This window comes from Allobosea rubneri, assembly GCF_032464875.1.
Taxonomy (GTDB): domain Bacteria; phylum Pseudomonadota; class Alphaproteobacteria; order Rhizobiales; family Beijerinckiaceae; genus Allobosea; species Allobosea rubneri.
This window is the reverse complement of record NZ_JAWDID010000016.1, coordinates 28,668-52,928: the sequence shown is the minus strand read 5'-3', so window position 1 is coordinate 52,928 and position 24,261 is coordinate 28,668. Positions and strand designations below refer to the sequence as shown.

Here is a 24,261-nt window from a genome sequence, read left to right as displayed (position 1 = left end):
CAAAGCTGATTGCCATGCGGGCAACATCCACAGGGCGAACGTCGCCGCCATCGCCGGTCGATGGCGTAATGGATTGATCTTTCGGCGCTTGTCGGCGCTCGGCAGAAGCCGGTCAAGCGGTCGGGGCGCCTGCTCGTCTGGCGCTCCACAAGGTCGCGACCCGGCCGTCGATCAGTGCGAGTCCGACGAAGATCGCGGTCATGCCGGCGAAATGGCGCGGCAGAAGCTCTTCTCCGAGCAGGCCGGATCCGAGCAGGATGGCGCTGACCGGGATCAGGAAGGTCACCAGCATGACGTTGCTCGGCCCGGCGGTGCGCATGATCCGGAAGAAGATGATGTAGGCCAGGGCCGTCGAGATCAGGGCCAGGCCGACCGCCGCGAGGACAGCCTGCTGCGAGGGGACCGGCAACGTCCAGGGCGGATGCAGGAAAAACACGATCGGAACGATCATGATGGTTGAGGCGGACAACTGGCCGGTGGCGGCGACGAGCGGCGGCAAGCCACGGAAGCGCCGGCCGAACAGGCCGGAGAAGGCGTAGGAAACCGCAGCAAGAACGCAGGCGAGCTGCGCCGCGAGATTGGAGCCGAGGCCGCCGAGCGCATCGGGTCCCATCAATATGCCGACGCCGATGAGGCCGGCGAGGACGCCGCCGAGCTTCAACCCCGTCGCCTTCTCATTGCCGAAGCAATGCATCACCAGCACGGCGAAGATCGGCGTCGTGGCGTTCAGGATCGAGGCGAGGCCGCTGGCGATCTGCTGCTGGCCCCAAAGAAAAAGGCTGAACGGGATCAGGTTGTTGAGGACGCCCATGCCGAAAAAAGCGAGCCAGAGGCTGCGTCCCACCGCCATGGATTGCCCGGTGATCCGGACCACCAGCAGCAGCGACAGCGCGGCGAGGCCGACGCGGACCTGAACCACCGCGAAGGGCGGCCATTCCGCCACGGTGAGTTTGTTGAAGAAGAACGAGCCGCCCCACAGGACCGAGAGGACGACGAGCAGGAGCCACTCGGTCGGGCCCATGCGCAGCGCGGGAGCGGAGGTCGGCTGTGTCATGGTGCAATCTGTCTTCGCAGGGTAGGTCAGCCTGCGTCAGTAGGCGGCCGGGCTTTGCCCGACCACCCGATTTCCGCAAGGCAGGCTCAGGCGGCTTCCGCCTCGCGCGCCGCCCACATCGCCTTGAAGGCGGGACGGGCGTGGCAGGCCTCGAGCCAGGCCTTGACGTTCGGGGCGGCGTCGAAGAGCTGCGCCGCCGGTTTGGCGTAGCGGATGATCTCGGCGACGTTGATGTCACTGACGGTGAAGCGCCCGCCCATCACATAGCCACCGCCTTCCGCCAGGGCCTTGTCGAGCACTGCAAAGGGGGCGGGCAGGGCGGCGAGCGCGGCGGCGACGATGGCCGGGTCGCGCTTCTCCGGCGGGTAGGCGGCGAGGTGATAGGTCAGGTTGAGCGCATGCGTCTCGCACTCGGTCGCGGCCCACAGCGCCCACATTGCCGCGAGCCCTTCCTCCTGCACGTTCTTGGGCGCGACCGGCCCGCCATGCTTGCGGGCGAGGTAGAGGTTGATCGCCAGCGATTCGTGCAGGACAAAGCCGTCATCGTCGATCGACGGGATGTGCCCGTTGGGGTTGACCTTAAGGAATTCGGGGCTGCGGGTATGGAGCGGCGCACCGGGCGCGTCTGGATCGGCGAGGCGGTAGGCCTGAATCACCGGAACCTGCTTGAAAGAGATGCCAAGCTCGTTGGCGAGCCAGACATTGCGCGCCGCGCGCGAGCGGTGACAGCCATAAATGGTCAGGGTCATGGGCGGAATTCCGGCGGGCGGGAGGAACTCCGGATCGCAGGTAACCGGAGCGAGCCCGTTCAGGTAGCGGATCGGATCAGGCGATTGTCAAGATCGCTGCGCGCGTGCCGGCGCGGCCCGGGACGCCCTTGCTCACATGGTTCTCAGTTCACAGCGCGGATGGCTGATCGAGATCGAGCGCGCGACCGCCCTTTCGCCGTTGGAGAGCCGCCGGTAGCGATACTCCGTTTCGCCCGGCTGCAGTGGGTACTGGACCTCGATCGAGCAGCGGGGGCCATCGATGGTCAGGTAAATGACCCGCGTGAAGTTGGTATAGGCCGTATAGTTCGCCAGTCTCTTTTCGCTGATCACCTTCCAGAGCTGCCTGGTGCCCGGTCTTCCCAGTGTGCTGGATCGGTTGCCGGAAGATGCGGCGCGCCCGCTGGCCCGGTTTTCCGCGACGCTGACCTGACCAGTCGATTTGATCGCGGCGCTGATCTCGACCTTCGTGTGGCTGAAGCCGCGCGAGGGCGCGATCCGCTCGTGCTGCTCGATGAACTCCACCTTGGCCAGCAGTTCGGACGGGTAGGCGCGGGGGGCTAGCCCGAGGGAAAGGCACAATCCGAAAACCAGTGCCCTCGACACGATGGCCCCCTGACGCTGTCCTGTGATCGCCGTTGCGCTCGTAGCCTTCTACCGCTTCGCTCCCGCCCGAATTGTGATGTCCACCGCCGGCGTTGTCGACGCGGACCTCGTTCAGCCGAGCTGGCGCAAGGTCTCGCGGGCGATGATCAGCCGCTGGATCTCCGAAGTGCCCTCGTAGATCCGGGTGATCCGGGCGTCGCGGGCATAGCGCTCGACCGGGAAGTCGCGGCAATAGCCGGCGCCGCCATGGATCTGGATCGCGGCATCGGTGCAGCGATGCGCCGCCTCCGAGGCGAAGAGCTTGGCCATCGAGGCTTCCCGGGCGAAGGGCTCGCCGCGGTCCTTCTTCGCGGCGGCATCGAGGATCAGCAGGCGCGAGGCGTGGAGGTCGAGCTCGCGATCGGCGATGAGCCACTGCAGCCCCTGGAATTCGGTCAGCGCCTGGCCGAACTGCTTGCGCTCGCGAGCATAGGATTTGGCAGCGTCCATCGCCGCGCGGGCGATGCCGAGCGAAACCGAGGCGACGCCGATGCGCCCACCGGCGAGTTCGCCGACCGCGACGCGGAAACCGTCATTCTCCTTGCCCATCAGCGCGCTGGCGGGGATGCGCGCGCCCTCAAAGCGGATCGTGTTGGTGGCCGAACCGGTCTGCCCCATCTTCTTCTCGGCCTTGCCGACGCTGACGCCCGGCGTGGCGGCGGGAACGAGGAAGACCGAGATGCCCTTGCCCTTCGGTGCATCCGGGTTGGTCACGCCCCAGACCACGAAGAGGCCGGCATACTCCCCGGATGTGATGAAGATCTTCTCGCCGTCGAGGACATAGGCGTCGCCGTCGCGGCGAGCGCGCAGCTTCATGCCGCCGGGGTCGGAGCCGGCGCCCGCCTCGGTCAGGCAGAAGGCGCCGGCCGGGTAGGTTCCGTCGGCGAGCTTGGGCAGATGCTCGGCCTGCTGCTGCGAGCTGCCGACCGCCTGGATCACCTCGCCGACCATGTTGGTCACCGAGGTCGTCACCGCCGTCGAGGCGCAGGCCGCGGCCAGTTCCTCCAGCGCCAGGGCGAAGGCGACAGTACCCGCTTCCGAGCCACCGAAGCCGGCCTGGATGTTGAGGGCCATGAAGCCGTTCTCCGCGAGCAGCTTCAGGTTGGCGAGGAATTCGGCCCGGCCTTCGCCGCGGTCGAGCGTCTCGGCGAGCGGAGCCAGCCGGTCGGTGGCGAGCTTGCGGGCGCTGTCGCGGATCAGCTCTTCCTCTTCGGTGAAGGCAAATTGCATGCGGTTGCGCTCGCTGGACTGGACGGATGACGGGGAGCTTAGAGCGCGCCGTCGTTGGCGCCAACGCGAAGCTTTGCCCGGCGGGTTTTGCGCTGGCGGGCGCTCGCCCGAACCCTGAAGTTTCGACTTGACGGCGCGGATCGCGAGGCGCATGTGCCGCGCTGTTCGCCGGCTCGCGCCTTCCGCTCGTCCGGCGACCTCACAGGAACCTTTGAACCCCATGCCAAGCGACAGTCCCAGTCGACAGTCCTTGCCGTCGCCGGCCCGCCCGGGCGCCTGAACCCTAACCGGCAGGCTCGCCCGCGTTTGGCCGATCGACGGCCGAACGAAAGGAAGCGGGCCATGAACGCCGCTGTTACCGAAATCCTGCCCACCGTCGGCTTCGCCGCGTCGGCTCTCGCCGTCACGCTGAGCCGCGCCCATGTCGCCGACATCGTCGAAGCGCTGAACGAGCATCCGCCGGCCTATGCCGCCGATGTCCTGCTCGATCTGCCGAAGGCGCGCGCGGTCGACGTGCTCGACCAGCCAGAATTGCGCGAGCCGGGTGCGATCCTGAAGGCGCTGCCGCTCGAGCGCGCGGTCGCCTTCATCCAGGCGATGTCGTCGGACCGCGTCGCCGACCTGTTCCGCAACGATCTCTCCGAGCCCGAGCGGCATCGCTATGTCGCGAAGCTCGACCACGAGACCAAGGCCGCTCTCGCCTCGCTGCTCGCCTATCCCGAGCACAGCGCCGGCGCGATCATGACCACCGAGTTCGTCAGCGTGCCGGCCGACTGGACGGTGGCACGCACGCTCGACCATGTCCGCACCGTCGAGCGCACCCGCGAGACCGTCTATGCGATCTATGTGCTCGATCCCGTCACCGGCGGGCTGCAGCAGGCGGTCGCCCTGCGCCGCCTGATCTCGGCCGAGCCGGGGGCGCTGGTCGGTTCCGCCGCCGGGCGGCGCGAGCCGGTCAGCGTCTCGCCGCTGACAGATCGCGAGGAGGTGGCGCGGCTGATCGCCAAGTACAACCTGCTCGCCGTGCCGGTGGTCGACGATAACAGCCGCGTCCTCGGCATCGTCACGGTCGACGACGTCATCGACGCGATGATCGCCGAGACCACCGAGGACGTGCACAAGCTCGGCGGCATGGAAGCGCTCGGCGTGCCCTACCGCGAGATCGGCTTCTTCAGCATGATCCAGAAGCGCGCCGGCTGGCTCAGCGTGCTCCTGCTCGGCGAGATGCTGACGGCCTCGGTGCTGCAGCACTATGAGGGCGCGCTCGAGAAGGCGATCGTGCTGACCCTGTTCATCCCGTTGATCATGAGCTCGGGCGGCAATTCCGGCTCGCAGGCGACTTCGTTGATCATCCGGGCGCTGGCTCTGCGCGAGCTCGTGCCGGGCGACTGGTGGCGCGTTGCACTCCGGGAGCTGCCGACCGGGATCACGCTCGGCGCCATCCTCGGGGCGATCGGCGTCGTCCGCGTCGTGGTCTGGCAGAAGCTCGGCTTCTACGATTATGGCGAGCACTGGCTGCTGGTTGCGGCGACGGTCGGCGCGGCCTTGCTCGGCATCGTCACCTTCGGCTCGCTGACCGGCTCGATGCTGCCCTTCATCATGACGCGGCTCGGTTTCGATCCCGCCAGCGCCTCGGCGCCCTTCGTCGCGACCCTGGTCGATGTCTCCGGGCTGGCGATCTATTTCAGCATCGCCTCGCTGATCCTGACCGGGACGCTGCTTTAGCGGAACGAGCCGCGCCCGCCTTGCACCGCGGGCGCGGTTCTTGCTTGAAGGCCTGCATGGACATCCTGACCGAGCGGCTCTCGCTGCGCCCCACCAAAGCCTCCGACGTGCCGGCGCTCTTCAGCTTTCTCGGCGACGCGCAGGCGATGCGGCACACCGCTTATTTCGCGACATTGCGCGCCTGCCGCCGCCACGTCGCCGGGCATGAGTGGCAGCGTCGCCGGCTCGGCTGCGCGCCCTGGACGGTCCGAAACCGGAGCGACGGGGCGATCATTGGTTGGGGAGGGCTGTTCGAGGACCCGTTCGATCCGGGCTGGGGTGTCGAGCTCGGCTACTGGTTCGCGCCCTCGACCTGGGGCACGGGTTATGCGAGCGAACTCGCGGTGGCGAGCGTCGCCGAGGCGCGCGACCGGTTGCGGCTGCCGGAGCTGCGGGCCTTCGCCCGCCCGGACAATGTCGGCTCGTGCCGGGTTCTCGAGAAGGCCGGTTTCGCGATCGAGCGCTACGTGCCCGAACTGGAACGCAATCTCTACCGGCACGCGCTTGAGCGCTGATTTCAGCCGGCCAGCACCCGCTGCGGCGGGAAGGTCACCTCGACCAGCGTGCCTTCCTTCTTGACGCTGGTGATCGTCAGCGCGGCGCGGTTGGCCTCGACCAGCGCCTTGGTCAGCGGCAGGCCGAGGCCCGTGCCGCCGGCCTTGCGCGTCGTCGGCACCCGGCGGAAAGGTTCGAGCGCCAGCGCGATCTCGTCGTCATCCATGCCGATGCCGGTATCGCGCACCCGCAGGATCGCCTCGCCCTGGTCGCCGAGTGCGGTCGAGACGATGACCTGACCGCCGGCATCGGTGAACTTCACCGCATTGGAGAGCAGGTTGAGCACGATCTGGCGCAGCGAGCGCTCGTCGGCGACCACCGGCGGCAGCTTCGGCGCCAGCCCCGAGCGCAGCACGACGCGCCCGCGCTGCGCCTCCGGCTGCAGCAGGTTCACCGCCGACAAGGCGATCTCGTTGAGGTTCACGCCGACGAAGTCGAGGTCGAGCTTGCCGGCCTCGATCTTGGCGAGGTCGAGCAGGTCGTTGACCAGGCTGATGACATAGCCGCCCGACTGGTGGATGTCGCGCAGGTATTCCTTGTAGCGCTCGTTCTCGATCGGCCCGAAGCGCTCCTCGGCCATCACCTCTGCGAAGCCGATGATCGCGTTGAGCGGCGTGCGGATTTCGTGGCTGATCTTGGCGAGCACGTCCGATTTCTGGGCGCTGGCCTTTTCGGCCGCCTTGCGCGCTTCGACCAGCTCGCCCTCGGTCTTTTTCCAGGCGGTGATGTCGCGCAGCACCGCGCAGAACTTGCTGTCCGGCCCCTCTGCGATCCGCCCCATCGTCATGAACAGCGGGATGCGTCCGCCCTGGCGGACCCGCCCGACGACTTCGCGTCCGTCGTTCATCAGCGAGGCGACGCCACCGCCGATCAGGCCATCGAGATAGTCGAGCGCCGGCGAATGGCTTTCCGGCGCGAAGAGCAGGGTGAAGAGCTCGCCCGCGACCTCGCGCTGGTCGTAGCCGAACAGCGCCTCGGCGCTCTTGTTGAGCGAAAGGATGCGGCCGCGGCCGTCGACGGTGGCGACGCCGTCGGTGGCCGTGTCGAGGACGGCGCTCAGCTCGGCGACGCGCGATTCGTTGGCGGAGCCTTCGAGCTTTAGCGACGCGACGCGCGCAGCGACCTCTTCCTCCTCGGCCTCGAATTCGGCGGCGAGCTCGTGCTGCTCCGCTTCCTCCTCTGTCAGCAGCTTGAGGTCACCCCCCGGCACGCTGTTGCGGAAGGCCATCAGGGTCGCAGGTTCGCCCTGCCAGCCGATGCTGGACAGCCTGCCATCGACGCTGACCAGCCCGCCCTTGCGGTCGACCAGGATCATCGCGCCGCCGGCGCTGCGGGCGGCGCCCTTGATCAGCCGGCTTACGCCGCCAGCCGCTGTCAGGTCGTCGAGATCTGCATAATCGAGCAGGTCGAGCAGGGTGCGATTGGCGTAGAGCGCGGTCTCGTCGCGATTGACCAGCACCGCGATCGGCAAACGGTCGAGGATCTCGGCATGGGCGTTGGCGATGCGTGGCCGGCCTTCGACCACGGTGGCGGCTGGTTGTGCGTCGGTCGGGGAGGCGACCTGCGCCTCCGCCTTGCTCTCGTCGCCTACTTTCAATGGCGCCGCGGCGGGCAGGCGCAACCCGGTCTCCACGTCGTCGTCGCCGGCGATTCTCGCTCCGAGCGCCTTGGCGATCTCGCGGAACGCGCTGCGCTCGGCCGAGGACAGCAGCGTCTTCGACGGTTCGAGCACGGGGCGCACGCCGGCAAGCTGCCCGTTGCGCAGCGGCACGACATTGCCGGGGGAGGGCGGCGTGTCGGCTGCATCGGTCTTGGCGGCCGCAGCCTCGGAGGTTGCGGGTTCGGAAATCTCTTCGTTCCCAGTGGCGGCCGGTGGCTGGGCGTCCTGCTGGGCTTCGTCGATCAGCGGCTCTTCGTCGGCTTCGCCCGACGTCTCGTTTGCGGTCGAGGCCTCGGTTCCAGCTCCGGCATCCTGCTCGGGTTCGCTGGCCTCGGATGCCTCGTTCACGGACGCCGCGACGGGCTCGGTCACTTCGGCGACGTCTGCGGCGTCTTCGTCGGCATCCGCGATCGCCTGTTCGGTGGTCGGGGGCGCGAGATCGGCATCAGATGCCGACTGATGCGCCTCGTCTTCACCGGTGGAAGCGGCGTTCACAGGGTTAGCTCCGGCGATCGGTGTCGCCGGTTCGACGATGGCTTCAGACTCGGGGTCAGACTCGGGGAAGGGCTCGTTCTCGCTTTGCCGGACGAGGCCGAAACCGCGGAAACCGGCCGGCGCCCGCTCCTTGTCGAACAGCGGAAAACCGGAAAGCTCGACGCGCGCGCCTTCGCCCGGCGCGACGCGCCACATCACGGCGCGGCCGCTCCAGGTGCTCGACGTCACAAGACGTTCGGCAAGGTCGCCGTCGAGGTCGAGGATCTCGCGGCCGAGCAACTGGCTCCAGGTGCGACCGGGCAGGGCGGCCGCCGCTTCCACGCCGGCGAGCTCGCCGAACTCCGGCGAGGCGCTGGTGAAGCGGCCCTCGGCATCGCTTGCCCACAGAAATCGGAGATTGGCCCGGCGCCCTGGCGCGGCAGGCGCCGGCGCTTCGGCGGCGGCGCTCTCGGTCGAGATCTCCGCCTGTGCCGACGCTGGAACCATGTTCGCTGTCGGAGGGGCTTCCGCGGGGATGCTGACGCCGATTCGGCGCAATTCCGCGCCGGTGATGCCGAGTGCCAGCGCTCGGCCCGCCGGGCTTTCGATCAGCTTGCAGGCGCAGGTGACCAGCCCGGAGAGGCCCGTGCCGAGGCGCAAACGCTCAAGCCGAACCGTGTCGGCGGTGGCGAGGCCGCTGCCGAGCAGGCGCAGCCGCTCTTGCACCGCAGCCGGCAAACTGGCAGGTCCACGTGAGAGCAGCGCCCTGCCTGCCGGATTGGCGTGCAAAAGCTTCTGGCCGTCGAGCGACCAGACCAGCAATGCCCCTTCGGCCGCAAACGGCGCCAAAGCACCGTCAAGCGCCAATGCGCTGCCCAGGGTTGTCCAATCCTGTTCGGATCCGCTCATTCCGTCCCGTTCTTCCGGCGACTCTGCAATCCGGCGTGATTATGCCTAACAAAACTTTAATAGCGACCAAATCCTTGTGAAGCCATGCGGGAACAGGCGCTCTCCCCTGACGTTTCCAAACAGCGTTAATGTGGCTGGGAGGGCAGGCGCGCAGCGCGTTGTCATCGCATCGCAATAATGATATTGCAGTGCACAATAAAGCCTGGCGGAACACGCGGCAGGCCTCCGGTCACAACCATCAGGAGGATCGATCATGGACGGCAAGACCCCTTACGAGGTTCCTACCGAGATGCGCGAATTCGCCGAGAAGAGCGTCGATCAGGCGCGCAAGGCTTTCGACGGTTTCATCGGTGCCGCTCACAAGGCTGTCGACAGCGCTCATGGCTCGGCCGAGTCGGCCCGCGTCAGTGCGCAGGACGCGACCCGCAAGGCGATCGGCTATGCCGAGGCCAATGTCGCGGCCGCCTTCGATCTCGCCCAGAAGCTGGTGCGTTCGCGCGACGTCAACGAGGTGCTGCAGCACCAGTCCGAGTTCCTGAAGTCGCAGATGGCTTCGTTCCAGACGCAGCTCAAGGAGCTGGGCTCGGCGGTTCAGGAGGCCGCTGCCAAGACGGCCGAGACCGCGGCCAAGGCGACCAAGACCAAGTAAGCAGGTCAGTTGACGCCGGCCTGCTGCCAGGGCGGAGCGGACTTTCAAGATTCGTGGCCGGTATCGAGCCGGCCACGCGCTTGCAGGAGCGCCCGGCCCGAAACACGAAGGAGAACGGTGATGGCGAAACAGACTACGCCCGGCAAAGCTCCGATCAGCCTTGCTCCGGTCAAGGCGATGAGCGAATCGCAGCCCACCCCGAGCGCCGTGGTGGCGCCGGTTGTCCCATCGGCCCTCGCGCCGGCCGCTTCGGCTCCCGCCAAGGTCGAGCCGACCCCTGTCGTTCCCAAGCTTGCTGAGAAGCCCGCCGAGAAGCCTGCGGTAGCGGCTGCTCCGGCCAAGCCGGCTCCTGCCGCGCCTGCAAATCCTGCGGTAGCGAAGCCTGCCTACGTCACGCCGGCCGCCGTGGTTGCAAAGCCGGTCGCCGCCAATCCCGTCGCCGCCGCTGTCGCCGAAGTCGTTGCCGCAAAGACGGCGCCGCTGAAGCCGCCTGCGCCGGCTGCCGTTCCGGCCGCGAAGGTCGCGGACGAAGGCGCGGCCAAGGCCACGGCCAAGACCACCGCCGAGCCGGCTGGCAAGACCGTCGCGAAGGCGCCGCGGGCCAAGGCCCCGCCTGCCCGAAAGATCGCAGCGAGCAGTGTTGCCAAGGTCGCGGCGCCACACGCCAAGGTCGAGGCGCCGAAGTCGGCCAAGGCCGCGTCTGCCAAATCCACTGCCGCGACCAAGGCTCAGCCTGCCAAGTCCGCGGCTGCCAAGGCGGCAGCGCCCGTTGCCGTCGCGGCGAAGGCGGTCGAGCTGGGAGTTGCTATCCGCCCGGCCGCGACGACGAAGCCGTTCATCGCCGCGATTGAAGCGGTCAGCGAGCCGGTTTCGCCCTGGCTGAGCCAGACGCTGGCGCTGACCCGTGCCTTCGGCGCGATCCAGGCCAAGGTGCTCGATCATGCCTGCGCCGAGCTGAAGGCGACACTGGGCGAGATCGAGACTCTGGCCCGCACCCAGAGCGCGGCCGATGCTGTCGCGCTGCAGGCGAAGGCGTTCCGCCGCGGCTACGAATCGCTGTCGAGCCATATCAGCGACCTCGCCGCGACCGCCCGCAAGGAGCTGCCGCGCCCCTGATCGGCAGGCCGGTGCGAGTTCTGTGCACCGGCCGCAATTTCTCCGTTGCATTCGGCGCAGCGCGGCACTAGGTTCCGCGCCGTCGCTGGATCGGCAACGAACCGGCGCCCGCCGGCCATGCCGGCAGGGATATGCATCGCGGATTTCGCGAAGCTGTGCAGCCATAGCTCAGTTGGTTAGAGCGCTAGATTGTGGATCTAGAGGTCCCCCGTTCAAGCCGGGGTGGCTGTACCATTCCCTCCACCAGACCCGACATCGTTCGATTGCAGCGCGCCGCTCCGGCGGCCTAGTCTGTCGCGCAGGCCCGTGCCGCGCCAACCCGCTCCCGGCGGGCAGACGCTGCACATCGAATCCGTCAGGACCTGCGCCATGCCGATGAAGATCGACCGCCTCAACCCCGCCTCGCTCGCGCCGCCGGGGCGCTATTGCCATGTCGCGGTCGTCAGCGCCGGCAGGCAGGTCCACATCTCCGGCCAGATCGCGCTCGACGCGATGGGCCAGGTGGTCGGCGAGGGCGATCTTGCCGCCCAGGCCGAGCAGGTCTTCGCCAATCTCGCCGCGGGGCTCGCCGCCGCCGGCGCCGACTTCTCGAAGGTCTTCAAGACGGTGAGCTATGTCGTCGACCTGACGCCGGAGAAGGCGGCGGCGATCCACAGGGTGCGGGTGAAGTATCTCGGCGAGGGGCCTTATCCCGCCAGCACCATGGTCGGCGTCACCGCACTGGTCGATCCGCGCCTGCTGGTCGAGATCGAGCTGATCGCGGCGCTCGACTGAGCCTGGAACGCCTGCGGGCTTGAAGCCGGAACCGGCGCTCGCCATATCGTGAGCACGCAGTGGGGTTCGCCCGCTGCCGGCAGGGTGCTGCGCCAGCGGGCCCTGCGATCTTGAAGAGGCGCCTTTCAAAGGGCTTCGCAATGACGCGTCCGCCTAGCCTGTCGCATCCTTTCCTGCTCGGCTTCGATGATATCGAGCGGGCGCTCGACCGGGTCGCCAAAGGCGCCGGGGAAGGCTACCCGCCCTACAACATCGAGCGCATGCCGCGCACGGATAACGAGCCCGACAAGCTTCGGATCACGCTCGCGGTGGCGGGATTCTCGCGCGAACAGCTCGAGATCACCCTGGAAGAGAACCAGCTCACCATCCGCGGTCGCCAGATCGACGACAAGACGCGCCAGTTCCTGCATCGCGGTATCGCCGCGCGGCAGTTCCAGCGGTCCTTCCTGCTCGCCGATGGCATGCAGGTCCTAGGCGCCGATCTTTCGAACGGGTTGCTGGCGATTGATCTCGCCCGTCCGGAACCGGAACGGCTCGTCCGGCGTATCGATATCATGAGCCGCGACTGAAGGAGGTCGGTTCGGGGAAAGGCATGCGGTTTGCCTTCCGTTCATGATCATGAGTCCACAATCAAACCGCCTCGCACTGCTCTGAAGGAGGGCGCGATGACTGAGACCAGAAACACCCCCCTGACCACGGCGGAATTCGCCGCGCTCGGCGCCGGACAGGTCGCCTATCTCAAGCCGATGACCTCGGACGAGCTGGCGCGGATCTTCCCGCAGGCGCCGCATATCGAACCGGGTCTGCAGCTCTTCGCGCTGCTCTCGGCCGATGGCGCGCCGATCCTGGTGACCGATTCGCGCGAAGCCGCGACGGCCAATGCCTGGGAACACGACCTGAAGATGGTCAGCCTGCACTAGGCGCCCGCGCCGCTCGGCCTTTCCGGCCGGGCGGGAAGGGCGCCGGGCAGGGCCTCAGTCGGCTGCGGGAGCGATTCCCTCGACGGCCGCGATGAGGCGCTCGATGTCTTCCGGCGTCGACAGGCGGTGGTCGCCGTCCTTGATCAGGGTCAGCACCACCGGATCGTGCGGCAGATGCTCGACCAGCTTGAGCGCCTGGCCATAGGGCACGTCGGGATCCTTCATTCCCTGCAGGATGTGGACGGGGCAGCCGGTCTCGATCGGCTGTCCGAACATGAGATGCTTGCGCCCGTCCTCGATCAGCGCCCGCGTGATCGGGGTTGGCTCGGGCGAGTATTCCGAGGGACGAAGCCAGACGCCGTCTTCGAGGATGGTCCGGCGAATCGCCTCGGGCATCTGCGCCCACATCAGCTCCTCGGAGAAATCGACCGCCGGTGCGATCAGCACCAGCCCGGCCGGCGTCCGCGCAGCGCCCTGCTTGCGCAGCCGGCGCGCGACGAGCAGGGCGAGCCAGCCGCCCATCGACGAACCGACGAGCACAGCCGGTCCCTCGACCTTCGCTTCCAGCACGGCGAGCGCGTCGTCCAGCCAGTCGGACAAGGTCCACCGAGCGAAGTCGCCGCCTGATTCGCCGTGGCCGGCATAGTCGAAGCGGACGAAGCGCCGGCCCTTGGCCCGAGCCCAGGCCGCCAGCGCCTCGGCCTTGGTCGCCCGCATGTCGGAACGGAAGCCGCCGAGCCAGACCACGGCGGGGCCGTTGCCGGGCTCGTCCAGCACGGCGATCTCGCGGCGCTGCTCACCCTCGCCGACGCTCAGAAATTGCGGTTGAGGCATATTCACCCTATTTCTCCTGTGACGAACCGCGGGAATCTGCACCGGGCCGCTGTGCTTCGCGCAAGCGCTATGCCCATCATGGCGCAGATAGCAAACCCGCCGTCTGCAAGAAGGCCCTTTCGAACGGTGACCACCACCCTGCGCTCCGGAGCGCCACTCTCGCTGCCATCGACCGAGACCCACCCGCTGAGTGGGCGCACAGTGCTGCAGATCATCCCCGATCTGGAGGCTGGCGGTGCCGAGCGCACTGCCGTGGATATCGCGGAGGGGCTGACCGAGGCCGGCGCCCGCGCACTGGTTGCGACCGAGGGTGGCCGGCTCGTCGCCGAGTTGCAGGCCAAGGGCGGCATCTGGCTGCCGTTCCCGGCGGCGTCCAAGAACCCGCTCGCCATGGCGATGAACGTACGCAAGCTGGCGCGACTCTGCCGGCAGGAGCACGTCGATCTCGTCCATGCTCGCTCGCGCGCGCCGGCCTGGGTCGCGCTGGCGGCGACGCGCGCGCTGAAGCTGCCCTTCGTCACCACCTATCACGGCTCCTACAACAGCCGCTCTGTGGTGAAGAACCACTATAATTCGGTGATGGCGCGCGGCGACGTCGTCATCGCCAACTCCGCCTACACCGCCGATCTCATCCTGGCGCGGCACAGCTTTGCCCGCGACCGAATCCGCATCGTCAACCGCGGCACCGATTTCTCGGCCTTCGCGCCGGCGGCCGTCGGGCCCGAGCGGGTCAGCGCCTTGCGCCGCGCCTGGGGCGTCGAGCCGCATCAGCGCATCGTGCTGCTGCCCGGCCGGCTGACCGGCTGGAAGGGCCAGAAGGTCCTGATCGAGGCTGCGCGCCTGATGCGCGATGCGGGTGACGAGGACACTGCCTTCATCCTCGCCGGCGACCCGCAAGGGCGCGACGGCTATGTCCGCGAGCTCGACGAGCAGATCGCCAAGGCCGGGCTGGAAAGGCGCGTGCGCCGGGTCGGGCATTGCAGCGATATGCCTGCTGCGATGCTCGCAGCGGCGATCGTCGCCGTGCCTTCGACCGAGCCGGAAGCCTTCGGACGCGTCGCCGTCGAGGCGCAGGCCATGGGCGTGCCTGTGGTCGTCTCCGATCTCGGAGCCGTGCCGGAGACGGTGCTGGCGCCGCCGCAGGTCGCCCCTTCCGAGCGTACCGGCTGGCGCATCCCGCCGGGCGACGCTCCTGCACTGGCGGCGGCGCTGCAGGAAGCGCTCGCCTTGCGTCCTTCCGCCAGGGACGCGCTGGCGCGGCGGGCGCGCCTGCATGTCGAACGGCATTTCTCGCTGGCCGCGATGGTCAACGACACGCTGGATGTCTACTGCGCCCTGCTCGGGCGTTGAACTGGTGGACGGATGAGCAGGGTTCGCGGGCAAACGGCGCCCCGCGAGCCCGCAATCTTCCGTTTTCGCCCGTCATTTGACTTTGCCGTCCATTGACAACGCTACGCGTTGTGCAATGTGTCTCACCAACGGCGCGTAGCGCGCCAATCACAGGAGAATACAGCCATTCGTCGTCCTTTCCGTGCCGCACCCACCCCGACCAAGGACGGGCCCCGCTCGAACCGCGACATCCGCGGCGTTCGCGATGTTCAGCTCATCGACGATTTGGGCGTCAACCGCGGCGTCGTCTCGTTCTTCGAAGCGCTGAAGATCGCCGAGGACGCCGGTCTCGATCTGGTCGAGATCGCCCCGAACTCCGAGCCGCCCGTCTGCAAGATTCTCGATTATGGCCGCTTCCGCTTCCTCGAGCAGAAGAAGGCTTCGGAGGCGCGCAAGAAGCAGCGCACCATCGAGATCAAGGAAATCAAGCTGCGCCCCGGCATCGACAAGCACGACTACGACGTCAAGATGAAGGCCATGCACGGCTTCTTCGAGGAAGGCGACAAGGTCAAGGTGACCCTGCGCTTCCGCGGCCGCGAGATGGCTCACCAGGATCTCGGCGTGAAGGTGCTCGAGCGCGTCAAGGCCGATCTGGTCGATATCGCCAAGGTCGAGAGCGACTGGCAGCTCGAAGGCCGCCAGATGGTGATGGTGCTGGCGCCGAAATAGGCTGCCGCTCCGTCATGCGAATCCAGACAGGCCCGGCCCGCGTGCCGGGCCTTGTCATGTCTGGTGTCGCGATGCTTCGCTCCGGGTTCCCGAGCCAGCGCGAGGCCTTCCCCCATGACGACACCGACCGTGACCGAGCAGCGCCGCGATCTTGCCGCCGCCTTGCGCCTCGCCGCCAGATTCGAGCTCAACGAGGGCATCTGCAATCATTTCTCGGTGGCGCTTCCCGACGGTCCCGATGGTCGCCCGCGCTATCTGATCAACCCCTATGGCGTGCACTGGTCGGAGATGCGCCCGTCCGACCTGCTGCTGATCGATGAGCACGGTCAGGTGCTGGAAGGGGAGGGCGAGGTCGAGGCGACCGCCCGCAACATCCATATCGCCGCCCACAAGGCCAACCCGCGCCATGTCGCCGTGCTGCATGTCCACATGCCCTATGCCACGGCGCTGACCATGGTCGAGGGCGGCCGGCTGGAGATGGCACACCAGACCGCCTGCCGCTTCCATGGCCGCACCCTCTACCAGGACCATTTCGGCGGGCTCGCGCTCGATGAGGGCGAAGGCGAGGCGATCGTCGCGGCCAATCGCGAGCAGGGCCATGCCGATATCACCTTCCTCGCCCATCACGGTGTCACCATCGGCGGGCCGTCGGTGGCGGTCGCCTTCGACGACCTCTATTTCCTCGAGCGTGCCTGCCGCCAGCAGGTGCTGGCGATGTCGACCGGCCGGCCCCTCAAGCTGATCCCGAGTGACGAGATCGAGGCGACGGCGCGCGAATGGCGCCAGGTCCTCGTCTACCAGGCGACGAAGCAATTCGAGGCGCTGCGCCGGATGGAAGGGCTCTGAGCGGCGCTCAGGCCAGCAGCCGCCTCAGTTTCCTGACTGCGCTGTCCGGTGTGGTCAGAACCTGCTTGCCCGTCGCTGCGGCCACGGCCGGCGCCGCTCGCGCCAGGCTGAACTGGGCGAGGGCGATCAGGTCGCAGCCGGCGAGATCGCCGGCCGCCTCTGCCGCCAGCCGGTCATGTGTATCGCCGTCGCCGCGGTCGAGCGCTGCGAGCGCGCCCTCCGCCAGCTTCGGCGCGACGGTCAGCGCAGCCGGAAACTCCGGCGGCATCGACCGAAGCGTCGGCGCGAAGCTGGCGAGGAGGCCGACCCGGCCGCCAAGCCCTTCTGCCTCCTCGATCATCGCCTCGTTCGGCTTCAGCACGGGCATCGGCGCGAATTCGCGCTGCACCGCCTCGATGCACGGGCCGAAGGCCGAGCAGGTGAAGAGGATTCCGTCGGCCCCGGTCCCTCGCGCATAGCGCGCGAGGCCTAGGAACCGCCCGGTCAACGTCTCGGTGATCTTGCCGTCGCGGGCGAGGTCGGCCGATAGGCTGTCATCGAGCAGGTTCATCAGCCTGGCTTCGGGCCACAGACGCGCAAACGCCGCCTCGATCGGAGGCGGCGAATGGCGCAGTGCATGGATCAGCGCGATCCTCATCAGGCGGTCCTTATGCCAACGGCCAATGACGCTGACGCGTCAGGTCGTTGCTCCAATCTGGATGTCTCAAATGCAGCCAAGGGCTCGAGACATCCAGATGCGGAATCCGGGGAGCCATTTGCAATGGCTCTCGGGATTATCGGATCGGGTGCGGGTATTGCAGCCCGCCCTTCGAAGCGAGGTCGTTCAGCCCGCGCTTCAGCTGAAGCTTCGAGCCCATGCCGACATTGCGCTCGAAGCTCTCGCCGTAATTACCGACATGCTTGATGATCCGGTAGGCCCAGTCATTGCTGAGGCCGAGCCCCTCGCCGAACTTGCCCTCGACGCCCAGCAGGCGCTTGATCTCGGGATTGGTCGATTTCAGCATCTCGTCGACATTGGCCTTGGTCACGCCGAGCTCTTCGGCGTTGAGCATGGCGTAGTGCGTCCACTTCACAAGATTGAACCAGCTCTCGTCGCCGCGTTTCACCGCCGGGCCGAGCGGCTCGCGCGAGATCAGGGTCGGCAGGATCATGAAATCGTCGGGCTTGGCGAATTTCAGCCGTTCCGCGGCAAGGCCGGAGGAATCGGTGGTGAAGGCGTCGCAGCGTCCGGCCTCCAGCGCCTTGACCCCTTCCTCGTTGGTGGCGAAGCCGATGATCTCGTATTTCAGGTTGTTGGCGCGGAAGAAGTCGGCGAGGTTGAGTTCGGTCGTCGTGCCTTGTGTCACGCAGATCGAGGCGCCGCTCAGCCCCTTCGCCTCGCTGACCCCGAGCGATTTGCGCACCATGAAGCCCTGGCCGTCGAAATAGTTGATGATCGGCCAGGACATGCCGGCCGAGGTGTCGCGCGACATGGTGTAGGTGGCGTTGCGGGCGAGCATGTCGACTTCGCCTGACTGCACCACGACGAAGCGCATCTGCGGCGTCGTCGGGATGAACTTGATCTTGTTGGGGTCGTTGAAGATCGCCGACGAGACGGCGCGGCAAAGATCGATGTCGAGCCCGGCCCAGCGACCGTCCGGCCCCTGCAGCCCGAAGCCGGGCAGGGCGATGTGGTTGCCGCAGATCAGCTCGCCGCGCGCCTTGACGCGGTCGAGCGTTCCCGATTGCGCCGAGGCCGGCGTGGACAGCCCAATCGCCGCGAGGCCGATCGCGGCGAGACTCGCCTGTTTCAGTCGTTTCACGGTCAGTTGTTTCATGGCAGTTCCCCTTGGTTGAGGCAGGCTCTTTGGCGGCCCGCCTGGTGGTCTTCTCAGATCGGCTGCACGGTCCCCAGAGCCGCATCGACCGCATCGCCCAGGCGCTCGACGATGGTGTCGACGGTGGCGGCGTCGATGATGAAGGGCGGCGCGAGCAGGACATGGTCGCCCGCCGTGCCGTCGGCGGTGCCGCCCATCGGATAGATCATCAGGCCGCGCTCCATGGCCGCTTCCTTGATCCGGGCATTCAGCTTGAGCACGGGGTCGAACGGCGTCTTGCTCGCGCGGTCGGCGACGATCTCGACGCCCCAGAAATGGCCGCGCCCGCGGATGTCGCCGACATGGTGGTGGTTGCCGAAGCGCTCGCGCAGGCGTTGTTCCAGCCTGGCGCCCTGGCGCCGGACATTGGCGAGGAGGTCGTCGCGCTCGATCACCTTCTGCACGGCGAGCGCGGTCGCGCAGGCGAGCGGGTGGCCGACATAGGTCTGGCTGTGCGGGAAGAGGCCCGAGCCCCGCCGGACCGCTTCCGCGATCCGCTTCGAGACCAGCATGGCGCCGATCGGCGCATAGCCGCCGCCCAGCCCTTTGGCGATCGCCATCAGGTCCGGCGCCACGCCCTCCTGCTCGCAGGCATGCAGCGTGCCGGTACGGCCCATGCCGCACATCACCTCATCGAGGATCAGGAGAAGGCCATAGCGGTCGCAGATTTCCCGAACACGCTTGAAGTAGCCCGGCGCCGCGGTGGCCGCGCCCAGCGTCGCGCCGACGACCGTCTCGGCGACGAAGGCGCAGACCGTCTCGGGCCCGAGCTCCAGGATCTTCGCTTCGAGCTCGTCGGCGACGCGCAGCCCGTATTGCTCGGCCGTTTCGTCGGGGCGTCGACCGCGATAGTCGAAGCAGGGCGAGATGTGGTGACCGGTCATCAGCATCTCGGCGAAGGCGGCGCGGTCCTTCATCCGGCCGCCGACCGCGAGCGCGCCCAGCGTGATGCCGTGATAGCTCTGCCGCCGCGAGATGAAGTTGACGCGCTTCAGCTCGCCCGTCTCGACGAAGTAGTGCCGCGCCATCTTCAGGCAGGCCTCGATCGCTTCCGAGCCCGAGCTGCAGAAATAGACCGAGTCCATGCCGGCGGGCGCGCGCGCGATCAGGTGGTCGGCGAGTTCCTCGGCGACGTCGCTGGTGAAGAAGCTGGTATGGGCATAGGCGAGCTTGTCGATCTGCGCATGCATCGCGGCGAGCACGTCGGGATGGCCATGGCCGATGCAGGAGACCGCCGCGCCGCCCGAGGCGTCGATGTGGTCGCGGCCGTCGCGGTCGCGCAGCATGACGCCGGCGCCCCCTTCCGCCACGGGATAGGTCTTGCCGAGCATGCGATGCAGGACATGGCTCATTTGCGGCCTCGCTTGGCGGGTCTGGGTTGGTGGAAGGTACCGGTGTCGTGAAGCTCCGCCTCATGGCGGGCGATGGCGGCGAGCGCGGCCGCGCCCTTGCGTGCCGTCATGAGCGCCGCCAGGCATTCGACCGCGGCGAAGGCCGGCGTCATCGTGTGGAAGAAGGACGGGGTCTCGGTGCGCACCAGGACCGTCGCATCGGCGAGCGCAGCGAGCGGCGAGAGCGGGCTGTCGGTCAGCGCGATGAGCTTCGCACCCTTCGCTTTGGCGAGCTCTGCGGCCTGCAGGGTCAGGCGCGTATAGGGCGAGACCGAAACGGCGAAGAACGCGTCATCAGGACCGATCCGACGCAGCGCGTCGATGCCGCGCCCGCCCGCACCGTCCGCCAGCACCGAACCGGCGCCGATCAGGTCGCGGATATAGTCGAGCATGTAGGCGGCGGGGAAGGCCGAGCGCAGCCCGAAGCAGAACACGGTCTGCGCCTCGGCCAGAAGGATGGCAGCGCGTTCGAGCTGGGCCTGCGTGTCCGGCTCCCGCAGGGCCCTGAGATGTTCGGCGAGCGCGGCGAACATGTCCTGCGCGATCGCGCCGGCTCCTTCGTCGCCGTGGCGCTGCATCAATTCGCCGGCGCGGCCGGCGAAGCCCTCCGGGCGCTGCCGCAGGGCGGCGGCATGGATTGCCCGTAACTCGTCATAGCCCGAAAGGCCGAAGCGCTGGGCGAGGCGGGTCAGGGTCGCGGGCGAGAGGCTCGCGCGCTTCGCCTGCTCGCGGGTCGTCAGCAGTGCAACATCGGCAGGATGATCGAGCACCCAGCGTGCCGCCGCCTGCAATTGCTGGGGCAATTGCTCGAAACCTGCGGAGAGGGCGGCGGTCAGATGCGGCTGGTCCACACGGCGACGCTAGCAGGCTGGGTACCGATATGAAACATCTAATTCAGGAGCTCGAAATAGGCGCGTTTGTTTCGCCTCCTGCGAATGAGCTCAAGGCCGGACGAGGAGCCCGGCGAGCAGGGCGTCGAAGGCGGCGATGGAATTCTGGGATGCCGCGCGGCCATCGGGGGCGTGGGCGATCCACTGCGCCGCATGGAGTGTCGCGCCGGCGATCAGCCGGGCGGCAGCTTCAGGGTCGATGGCCAGGATGACGCCGGCGTCGCGCAGCTTGCCGAGGCTGTCGGTCATCGAGGTGATGCAGGCGCTCTGCGTCGGCCAGGTCCACGGGTCGCCGAGCACGGCCGGCCCGTCCCGCAGCACGATGCGCTGGATTTCGGGCTCCAGAGCCATCTCGATATAGGCGGCGCATTCGTCGCGGAAGCCGGTCCACGGGTCCGCCGCGCGTGCCGAGACGGCGTTCAGCCGCTCGTTCATCTCCGCGTCGATCTCGGCGATGACCGCGGCGAGCAGGCCCTTCTTGTCGCCGAAATGATGATAGAGCGCGCCGCGCGTCAGCCCCGCCGCGGCGGTCAATTCGTCCATCGAGGTCGCGGCATAGCCCACCGTTCCGAAGGCGGCGCGCGCCGCCTCGATCAGCTTCGCACGGGTCTCGGCGATCATCTGTTGGCGTGGCCTGCGGCTCATCCACATCTCCTTTGCATACGCTCCGTATGTTAATTGACATACGGCGCGTATGCAATTAGTTCACATACGCTCCGTATGCGAATATCGCTGCGCTGCGACGGAGTCTCTTTGCCAATGCCCAACCCATACCGCGAGATCTTCCGCGCACCCGGCTCTGTCGCCTTCTCGGCGGCCGGCTTTGTTGCCCGTCTGCCCCTGTCGATGGTGACGATCGGCATCGTCACCATGCTCTCGCAGGCGCGCGGCGAGTACTGGCTGGCCGGTAGCGTGGCCGCGACCTTCGCGCTCGCCAACGCGCTGATCGCACCGCAGATCTCGCGCCTCGTCGACCGCCATGGCCAGAGCCGGGTGCTGATCCCTGCCACGCTGGCGACGCTCGTCGCGCTCGCGGGACTAATGCTGGCGACGCGCTTCGAGGCGCCGAACTGGGCGCTTTTCCTGTTCGCCGCGCTTTCCGGCCTGGAGCCGAGCATGGCGGCGATGGTGCGGGCGCGCTGGACCGAGATCTATCGCGGCAAGCCACAGCTGCGCACCGCTTTCGCCTTCGAATCGGTGGTCGACGAGATGGTCTTTATGATCGGCCCCGTGCTGGCGATCGGCCTCAGCGTCGCCTGGTTCCCGGAGGCGGGACCGCTTGCCGCCACGATTCTCCTTGCCATCGGCATGGCCCTGTTTGTGCTCCAGCGGGGGACCGAGCCGCCTGTTCATCAGCAGGCGGCGAGCGCCGACGGCTCGGCGATCCGCTTCGGGGCCGTACGCCTCATCGCTCTGGTGATGGTTGCCATCGGGGCGATCTTCGGCACGTCCGAGGTGACGACGGTCGCCTTTGCCGAGGCGCAGGGACAGAAGGCCGCCGCCAGCCTGGTGCTGGCCTCCTACGCAGCCGGTTCGCTGATCGCCGGCCTGATCTTCGGCGCCCTGCATCTGCGCATCTCGCTGGCGCGGCAGTTCGTTCTTGCCATAGGTCTTGCCGCGGCGACGACCTTGCCGCTGCTCGCGGTCGGTTCGCTCTGGTCTCTGGCCGCTGTGCTGTTCGTCGCCGGGGCTTCGATCTCGCCGACGGTCATTGTCGCCATGGCGCTGGTCGAGCGCCATGTGCCCCCCTCCAAGCTGACGGAGGGCATCACCTGGGTGATGACCGGTGTCGGTGTCGGGCTTGCTTTGGGCTCCGCGGCATCGGGTTGGCTGATCGACAATTACGGTGCTGCGAGCGGCTTCTACGTCTCGGTCGTTGGCGGCTTCGCCGCGCTCGGCATCCTGCTGCTCGGCCTGCGCAGGCTGTCAGGCGCGGCCTCGGACAGCTCGCGTCCGGCGCTCGCCTGAGCGGGCAGAGCGGCCCTGCTTGCAAGGATGGGGCTTTTCTGTCATATGCCCGGCCTTCGATCGCCCGGCTGATAAGGGCTGCCGTGGCGATCGTTATTTGCTTCCCGAAGCAAAATTCAAGCGGCGCAATTCGCGCGCTCGCGACCTATGAGGAGCTGAAATGCCCAAGATGAAGACCAAAGCGGCCGCCAAAAAGCGGTTCAAGATCACCGGAACCGGCAAGGTGCTCGCAGCCCAGGCCGGCAAGCGTCACGGGATGATCAAGCGGACCAACAAGCAGATCCGCAACCAGCGTGGCACGACGACCCTGTTCGAGGGCGACGCTGCCAACGTGAAGAAGTTCTTCCTCCCCAACGGCTGACGCCTGACAACCTTTCCGGAGATCAAACATGGCTCGCGTGAAACGGGGCGTTACGTCCCACGCCAAGCACAAGAAGACACTGAAGGCCGCCAAGGGCTTCTATGGCCGCCGCAAGAATACGATCCGCGCCGCCAAGGCGGCCGTCGATCGGTCGATGCAGTATGCCTATCGTGACCGCAAGAACCGGAAGCGCTCGTTCCGCGCGCTCTGGATCCAGCGCCTGAACGCCGCGGTGCGCGAGCACGGCCTGACCTATTCGGCCTTCATCAACGGTCTCACCAAGTCGGGCCTCGAGCTCGACCGCAAGACCCTGTCGGCCCTCGCGATCGACGATGCGGCTGCCTTCGCTGCGGTGGTCGAGACGGTCAAGGGCGCGCTCGGCGCCGAGGCCAAGGCCGCCTGAGCGGTCTGACCTGACGAATTGCGAAAGGCCGGCGGAAACGCCGGCCTTTTTCGTTTTTGCTGACAGGGAAAAAGCGGGTCGTCTCGGACAAGCCGCGCAGCGGCGCCGATCCGGGACCCATGCCGGAGCATGGTTCGGAAAAGCTCAGGCATGGATCCCGGGTCTCCCTGCGGTCGCCCGGGACGAGGTCGGCGGTCGAACGCCGGCTTACGTCTGCACGCTGTCGGCTGCAGCCGGGATCCAGTCGTCGCCGGCGCCTTCGACGATCCTTGCATAGGCCTCCTCCGGCGAGTCGGCGTAGCAGAACAGTTCGAGGTCCTCCTTGCGGATCAAGCCCGCTTCGGCCAGCCGCTCGAGATTGAGCAGGCCCTTCCAGAAGCTGCTGTCGTAGAGAATGACCGGGACGGGCGACATCTTGCCGGTCTGGGTCAGCGTCAGGATCTCGAACAGCTCGTCGAGCGTGCCGAAGCCGCCGGGGAAGGCCACCAGCGCCGAGGCCCGCATGGCGAGGTGCATCTTGCGCATCGCGAAATAGTGGAAGCGGAAGGTCAGGTCGGGCGTCGAGAAGGCGTTAGGCTCCTGCTCGTGCGGCAAGGTGATGTTGAACCCGATCGAGACCGCGCCGGCATCCTCGGCGCCGCGATTGGCCGCCTCCATGATGCCGGGGCCGCCGCCCGTGGCGATGACGTGGTGCCGGCCGCTTCCCTTGGCATCGAGCGCGCCGCCGCGCTCGGAGGCGAGCCGTGCGAAGGCCCTTGCCGCCTCGTACCAGGGCTCGCCTTCGCGCACCCGGGCCGAGCCGAAGACCACGATGGTCGAGACGATGCCGCGTGCCCTGAGATTGTCCTCGGCCTTCTGGTATTCGAGCATGAAGCGCGCGCCGCGGGTGGAGTCGCCCAGGATGAAGTCCTGGTCGAGCGCGGCGAGGCGATAGGAAGGCGAGTTCTTCTGGGCGTGGTTCTCGGTCATGTCGGCATCTCCGTGCTTGCTCCCTGCATAGCCGGGCAGGGGATCGACTGTCGCCCCTGCCGCCCGCATGCGGGGGCGAGTGCTACGGTCTTGTCATGAACGATCGGCAGGCGAGGCCGAATGTGTGAAAACGCCGCGATCGGCACGCTTTGCCAGCGCAATTCGGGC

The 24,261-nt window shown here is 67.6% G+C and carries 25 protein-coding genes and 1 tRNA gene; 14 read left to right on the top strand and 12 right to left on the bottom strand.

Going from position 1 to position 24,261, the window contains the following annotated elements:
- Positions 1-112: 112 nt before the first annotated feature.
- The 4 genes from RKE40_RS12705 to RKE40_RS12690 form a co-directional block, all read right to left on the bottom strand.
- The gene (locus RKE40_RS12705; RefSeq protein ID WP_316018604.1) at positions 113-1,054 is read right to left on the bottom strand and encodes a DMT family transporter; all 942 of its coding nucleotides are present in this window, start codon (positions 1,052-1,054) and stop codon (positions 113-115) included.
- 86 nt (positions 1,055-1,140) lie between these two features.
- Positions 1,141-1,803: a glutathione S-transferase family protein gene (locus RKE40_RS12700; protein ID WP_316018603.1), complete on the bottom strand. Its 663-nt coding sequence runs from the start codon at positions 1,801-1,803 to the stop codon at positions 1,141-1,143.
- Between the two features lie 132 nt (positions 1,804-1,935).
- On the bottom strand, positions 1,936-2,427 hold the full coding sequence (locus RKE40_RS12695; RefSeq protein ID WP_316018602.1) for a hypothetical protein: 492 nt from the start codon (positions 2,425-2,427) through the stop codon (positions 1,936-1,938).
- 111 nt (positions 2,428-2,538) lie between these two features.
- The gene (locus RKE40_RS12690; protein ID WP_316018601.1) at positions 2,539-3,696 is read right to left on the bottom strand and encodes an acyl-CoA dehydrogenase family protein; all 1,158 of its coding nucleotides are present in this window, start codon (positions 3,694-3,696) and stop codon (positions 2,539-2,541) included.
- A 342-nt stretch (positions 3,697-4,038) separates the two neighbouring features.
- On the opposite strand from RKE40_RS12690, the gene mgtE reads away from it, so the two are divergent.
- A complete protein-coding gene (mgtE, locus tag RKE40_RS12685; protein ID WP_316018600.1) occupies positions 4,039-5,421 on the top strand; it encodes a magnesium transporter in 1,383 nt (460 codons plus the stop codon).
- A 56-nt stretch (positions 5,422-5,477) separates the two neighbouring features.
- Positions 5,478-5,975 carry a GNAT family N-acetyltransferase gene (locus RKE40_RS12680; protein WP_316018599.1) on the top strand — a complete coding sequence of 166 codons (498 nt, stop codon included), beginning with the start codon at positions 5,478-5,480 and terminating at the stop codon, positions 5,973-5,975.
- A gap of 2 nt (positions 5,976-5,977) precedes the next feature.
- Here the strand turns inward: RKE40_RS12680 and RKE40_RS12675 are convergent, their stop codons facing one another.
- Positions 5,978-9,058: an ATP-binding protein gene (locus tag RKE40_RS12675; RefSeq protein WP_316018598.1), complete on the bottom strand. Its 3,081-nt coding sequence runs from the start codon at positions 9,056-9,058 to the stop codon at positions 5,978-5,980.
- A gap of 253 nt (positions 9,059-9,311) precedes the next feature.
- On the opposite strand from RKE40_RS12675, the gene RKE40_RS12670 reads away from it, so the two are divergent.
- From RKE40_RS12670 to RKE40_RS12645, 6 genes are all read left to right on the top strand, one after another.
- A complete protein-coding gene (locus RKE40_RS12670) occupies positions 9,312-9,707 on the top strand; it encodes a phasin (protein ID WP_316018597.1) in 396 nt (131 codons plus the stop codon).
- A 120-nt stretch (positions 9,708-9,827) separates the two neighbouring features.
- Positions 9,828-10,823 (top strand): hypothetical protein, encoded by a 996-nt coding sequence (locus tag RKE40_RS12665; RefSeq protein WP_316018596.1) that lies wholly within the window; start codon positions 9,828-9,830, stop codon positions 10,821-10,823.
- A gap of 157 nt (positions 10,824-10,980) precedes the next feature.
- Positions 10,981-11,057 (top strand) — tRNA-His (locus RKE40_RS12660).
- A gap of 135 nt (positions 11,058-11,192) precedes the next feature.
- Entirely contained in the window at positions 11,193-11,597 is a 405-nt protein-coding gene (locus tag RKE40_RS12655; RefSeq protein ID WP_316018595.1) for a RidA family protein, read from the top strand.
- Between the two features lie 140 nt (positions 11,598-11,737).
- Positions 11,738-12,166, top strand: a complete 429-nt coding sequence (locus RKE40_RS12650) for an Hsp20 family protein (protein ID WP_066468263.1) — start codon at positions 11,738-11,740, stop codon at positions 12,164-12,166.
- A gap of 96 nt (positions 12,167-12,262) precedes the next feature.
- A complete protein-coding gene (locus RKE40_RS12645; protein WP_066468264.1) occupies positions 12,263-12,517 on the top strand; it encodes a BQ00720 family protein in 255 nt (84 codons plus the stop codon).
- A gap of 54 nt (positions 12,518-12,571) precedes the next feature.
- Here RKE40_RS12645 and RKE40_RS12640 read toward each other — a convergent pair whose 3' ends face one another.
- Positions 12,572-13,351 (bottom strand): alpha/beta hydrolase, encoded by a 780-nt coding sequence (locus tag RKE40_RS12640; RefSeq protein WP_316018665.1) that lies wholly within the window; start codon positions 13,349-13,351, stop codon positions 12,572-12,574.
- Positions 13,352-13,477: 126 nt separating this feature from the next.
- On the opposite strand from RKE40_RS12640, the gene RKE40_RS12635 reads away from it, so the two are divergent.
- From RKE40_RS12635 to RKE40_RS12625, 3 genes are all read left to right on the top strand, one after another.
- Positions 13,478-14,701: a glycosyltransferase family 4 protein gene (locus RKE40_RS12635; protein ID WP_316018594.1), complete on the top strand. Its 1,224-nt coding sequence runs from the start codon at positions 13,478-13,480 to the stop codon at positions 14,699-14,701.
- A 165-nt stretch (positions 14,702-14,866) separates the two neighbouring features.
- A complete protein-coding gene (gene infC, locus RKE40_RS12630) occupies positions 14,867-15,409 on the top strand; it encodes a translation initiation factor IF-3 (protein ID WP_316018664.1) in 543 nt (180 codons plus the stop codon).
- A 114-nt stretch (positions 15,410-15,523) separates the two neighbouring features.
- The gene (locus tag RKE40_RS12625; RefSeq protein WP_316018593.1) at positions 15,524-16,255 is read left to right on the top strand and encodes an aldolase; all 732 of its coding nucleotides are present in this window, start codon (positions 15,524-15,526) and stop codon (positions 16,253-16,255) included.
- A 7-nt stretch (positions 16,256-16,262) separates the two neighbouring features.
- Here RKE40_RS12625 and RKE40_RS12620 read toward each other — a convergent pair whose 3' ends face one another.
- The 5 genes from RKE40_RS12620 to RKE40_RS12600 all read right to left on the bottom strand — a co-directional run bounded on the left by RKE40_RS12620 (position 16,263) and on the right by RKE40_RS12600 (position 21,037).
- A complete protein-coding gene (locus RKE40_RS12620; RefSeq protein WP_316018592.1) occupies positions 16,263-16,892 on the bottom strand; it encodes an aspartate/glutamate racemase family protein in 630 nt (209 codons plus the stop codon).
- A gap of 136 nt (positions 16,893-17,028) precedes the next feature.
- Positions 17,029-18,048, bottom strand: coding sequence for an amino acid ABC transporter substrate-binding protein (locus tag RKE40_RS12615; RefSeq protein WP_316018663.1), 1,020 nt, complete (start codon positions 18,046-18,048; stop codon positions 17,029-17,031).
- A gap of 77 nt (positions 18,049-18,125) precedes the next feature.
- Entirely contained in the window at positions 18,126-19,463 is a 1,338-nt protein-coding gene (locus tag RKE40_RS12610; RefSeq protein WP_316018591.1) for an aspartate aminotransferase family protein, read from the bottom strand.
- Positions 19,460-20,353: a MurR/RpiR family transcriptional regulator gene (locus tag RKE40_RS12605; RefSeq protein WP_316018590.1), complete on the bottom strand. Its 894-nt coding sequence runs from the start codon at positions 20,351-20,353 to the stop codon at positions 19,460-19,462. Before RKE40_RS12605 ends, RKE40_RS12610 begins: the two co-directional genes overlap by 4 nt.
- A 90-nt stretch (positions 20,354-20,443) precedes the next feature.
- A complete protein-coding gene (locus RKE40_RS12600; protein ID WP_316018589.1) occupies positions 20,444-21,037 on the bottom strand; it encodes a TetR/AcrR family transcriptional regulator in 594 nt (197 codons plus the stop codon).
- Positions 21,038-21,151: 114 nt separating this feature from the next.
- Here RKE40_RS12600 and RKE40_RS12595 point away from each other — a divergent pair, with 114 nt between their 5' ends.
- From RKE40_RS12595 to rplT, 3 genes are all read left to right on the top strand, one after another.
- Complete coding sequence (locus tag RKE40_RS12595; protein ID WP_316018588.1) at positions 21,152-22,360, top strand: MFS transporter; 1,209 nt, start codon at positions 21,152-21,154, stop codon at positions 22,358-22,360.
- Between the two features lie 160 nt (positions 22,361-22,520).
- On the top strand, positions 22,521-22,721 hold the full coding sequence (rpmI, locus tag RKE40_RS12590) for a 50S ribosomal protein L35 (RefSeq protein WP_066468280.1): 201 nt from the start codon (positions 22,521-22,523) through the stop codon (positions 22,719-22,721).
- A 28-nt stretch (positions 22,722-22,749) separates the two neighbouring features.
- Positions 22,750-23,124 (top strand): 50S ribosomal protein L20, encoded by a 375-nt coding sequence (gene rplT, locus RKE40_RS12585; protein ID WP_066468282.1) that lies wholly within the window; start codon positions 22,750-22,752, stop codon positions 23,122-23,124.
- A gap of 207 nt (positions 23,125-23,331) precedes the next feature.
- Here rplT and RKE40_RS12580 read toward each other — a convergent pair whose 3' ends face one another.
- The gene (locus RKE40_RS12580; protein ID WP_316018587.1) at positions 23,332-24,093 is read right to left on the bottom strand and encodes an LOG family protein; all 762 of its coding nucleotides are present in this window, start codon (positions 24,091-24,093) and stop codon (positions 23,332-23,334) included.
- Positions 24,094-24,261 lie beyond the last annotated feature (168 nt).

Bases quoted from the DNA above. Each gene is read 5' to 3' on its own strand.
- RKE40_RS12705 (WP_316018604.1), bottom strand. From the start codon at position 1,054: ATGACACAGCCGACCTCCGCTCCCGCGCTGCGCATGGGCCCGACCGAG.
- RKE40_RS12700 (WP_316018603.1), bottom strand. From the start codon at position 1,803: ATGACCCTGACCATTTATGGCTGTCACCGCTCGCGCGCGGCGCGCAAT.
- RKE40_RS12690 (WP_316018601.1), bottom strand. From the start codon at position 3,696: ATGCAATTTGCCTTCACCGAAGAGGAAGAGCTGATCCGCGACAGCGCC.
- mgtE (WP_316018600.1), top strand. From the start codon at position 4,039: ATGAACGCCGCTGTTACCGAAATCCTGCCCACCGTCGGCTTCGCCGCG.
- RKE40_RS12680 (WP_316018599.1), top strand. From the start codon at position 5,478: ATGGACATCCTGACCGAGCGGCTCTCGCTGCGCCCCACCAAAGCCTCC.
- RKE40_RS12675 (WP_316018598.1), bottom strand. From the start codon at position 9,058: ATGAGCGGATCCGAACAGGATTGGACAACCCTGGGCAGCGCATTGGCG.
- RKE40_RS12670 (WP_316018597.1), top strand. From the start codon at position 9,312: ATGGACGGCAAGACCCCTTACGAGGTTCCTACCGAGATGCGCGAATTC.
- RKE40_RS12665 (WP_316018596.1), top strand. From the start codon at position 9,828: ATGGCGAAACAGACTACGCCCGGCAAAGCTCCGATCAGCCTTGCTCCG.
- RKE40_RS12655 (WP_316018595.1), top strand. From the start codon at position 11,193: ATGCCGATGAAGATCGACCGCCTCAACCCCGCCTCGCTCGCGCCGCCG.
- RKE40_RS12650 (WP_066468263.1), top strand. From the start codon at position 11,738: ATGACGCGTCCGCCTAGCCTGTCGCATCCTTTCCTGCTCGGCTTCGAT.
- RKE40_RS12645 (WP_066468264.1), top strand. From the start codon at position 12,263: ATGACTGAGACCAGAAACACCCCCCTGACCACGGCGGAATTCGCCGCG.
- RKE40_RS12640 (WP_316018665.1), bottom strand. From the start codon at position 13,351: ATGCCTCAACCGCAATTTCTGAGCGTCGGCGAGGGTGAGCAGCGCCGC.
- RKE40_RS12625 (WP_316018593.1), top strand. From the start codon at position 15,524: ATGACGACACCGACCGTGACCGAGCAGCGCCGCGATCTTGCCGCCGCC.
- RKE40_RS12620 (WP_316018592.1), bottom strand. From the start codon at position 16,892: ATGAGGATCGCGCTGATCCATGCACTGCGCCATTCGCCGCCTCCGATC.
- RKE40_RS12610 (WP_316018591.1), bottom strand. From the start codon at position 19,463: ATGAGCCATGTCCTGCATCGCATGCTCGGCAAGACCTATCCCGTGGCG.
- RKE40_RS12600 (WP_316018589.1), bottom strand. From the start codon at position 21,037: ATGAGCCGCAGGCCACGCCAACAGATGATCGCCGAGACCCGTGCGAAG.
- RKE40_RS12595 (WP_316018588.1), top strand. From the start codon at position 21,152: ATGCCCAACCCATACCGCGAGATCTTCCGCGCACCCGGCTCTGTCGCC.
- rpmI (WP_066468280.1), top strand. From the start codon at position 22,521: ATGCCCAAGATGAAGACCAAAGCGGCCGCCAAAAAGCGGTTCAAGATC.
- rplT (WP_066468282.1), top strand. From the start codon at position 22,750: ATGGCTCGCGTGAAACGGGGCGTTACGTCCCACGCCAAGCACAAGAAG.
- RKE40_RS12580 (WP_316018587.1), bottom strand. From the start codon at position 24,093: ATGACCGAGAACCACGCCCAGAAGAACTCGCCTTCCTATCGCCTCGCC.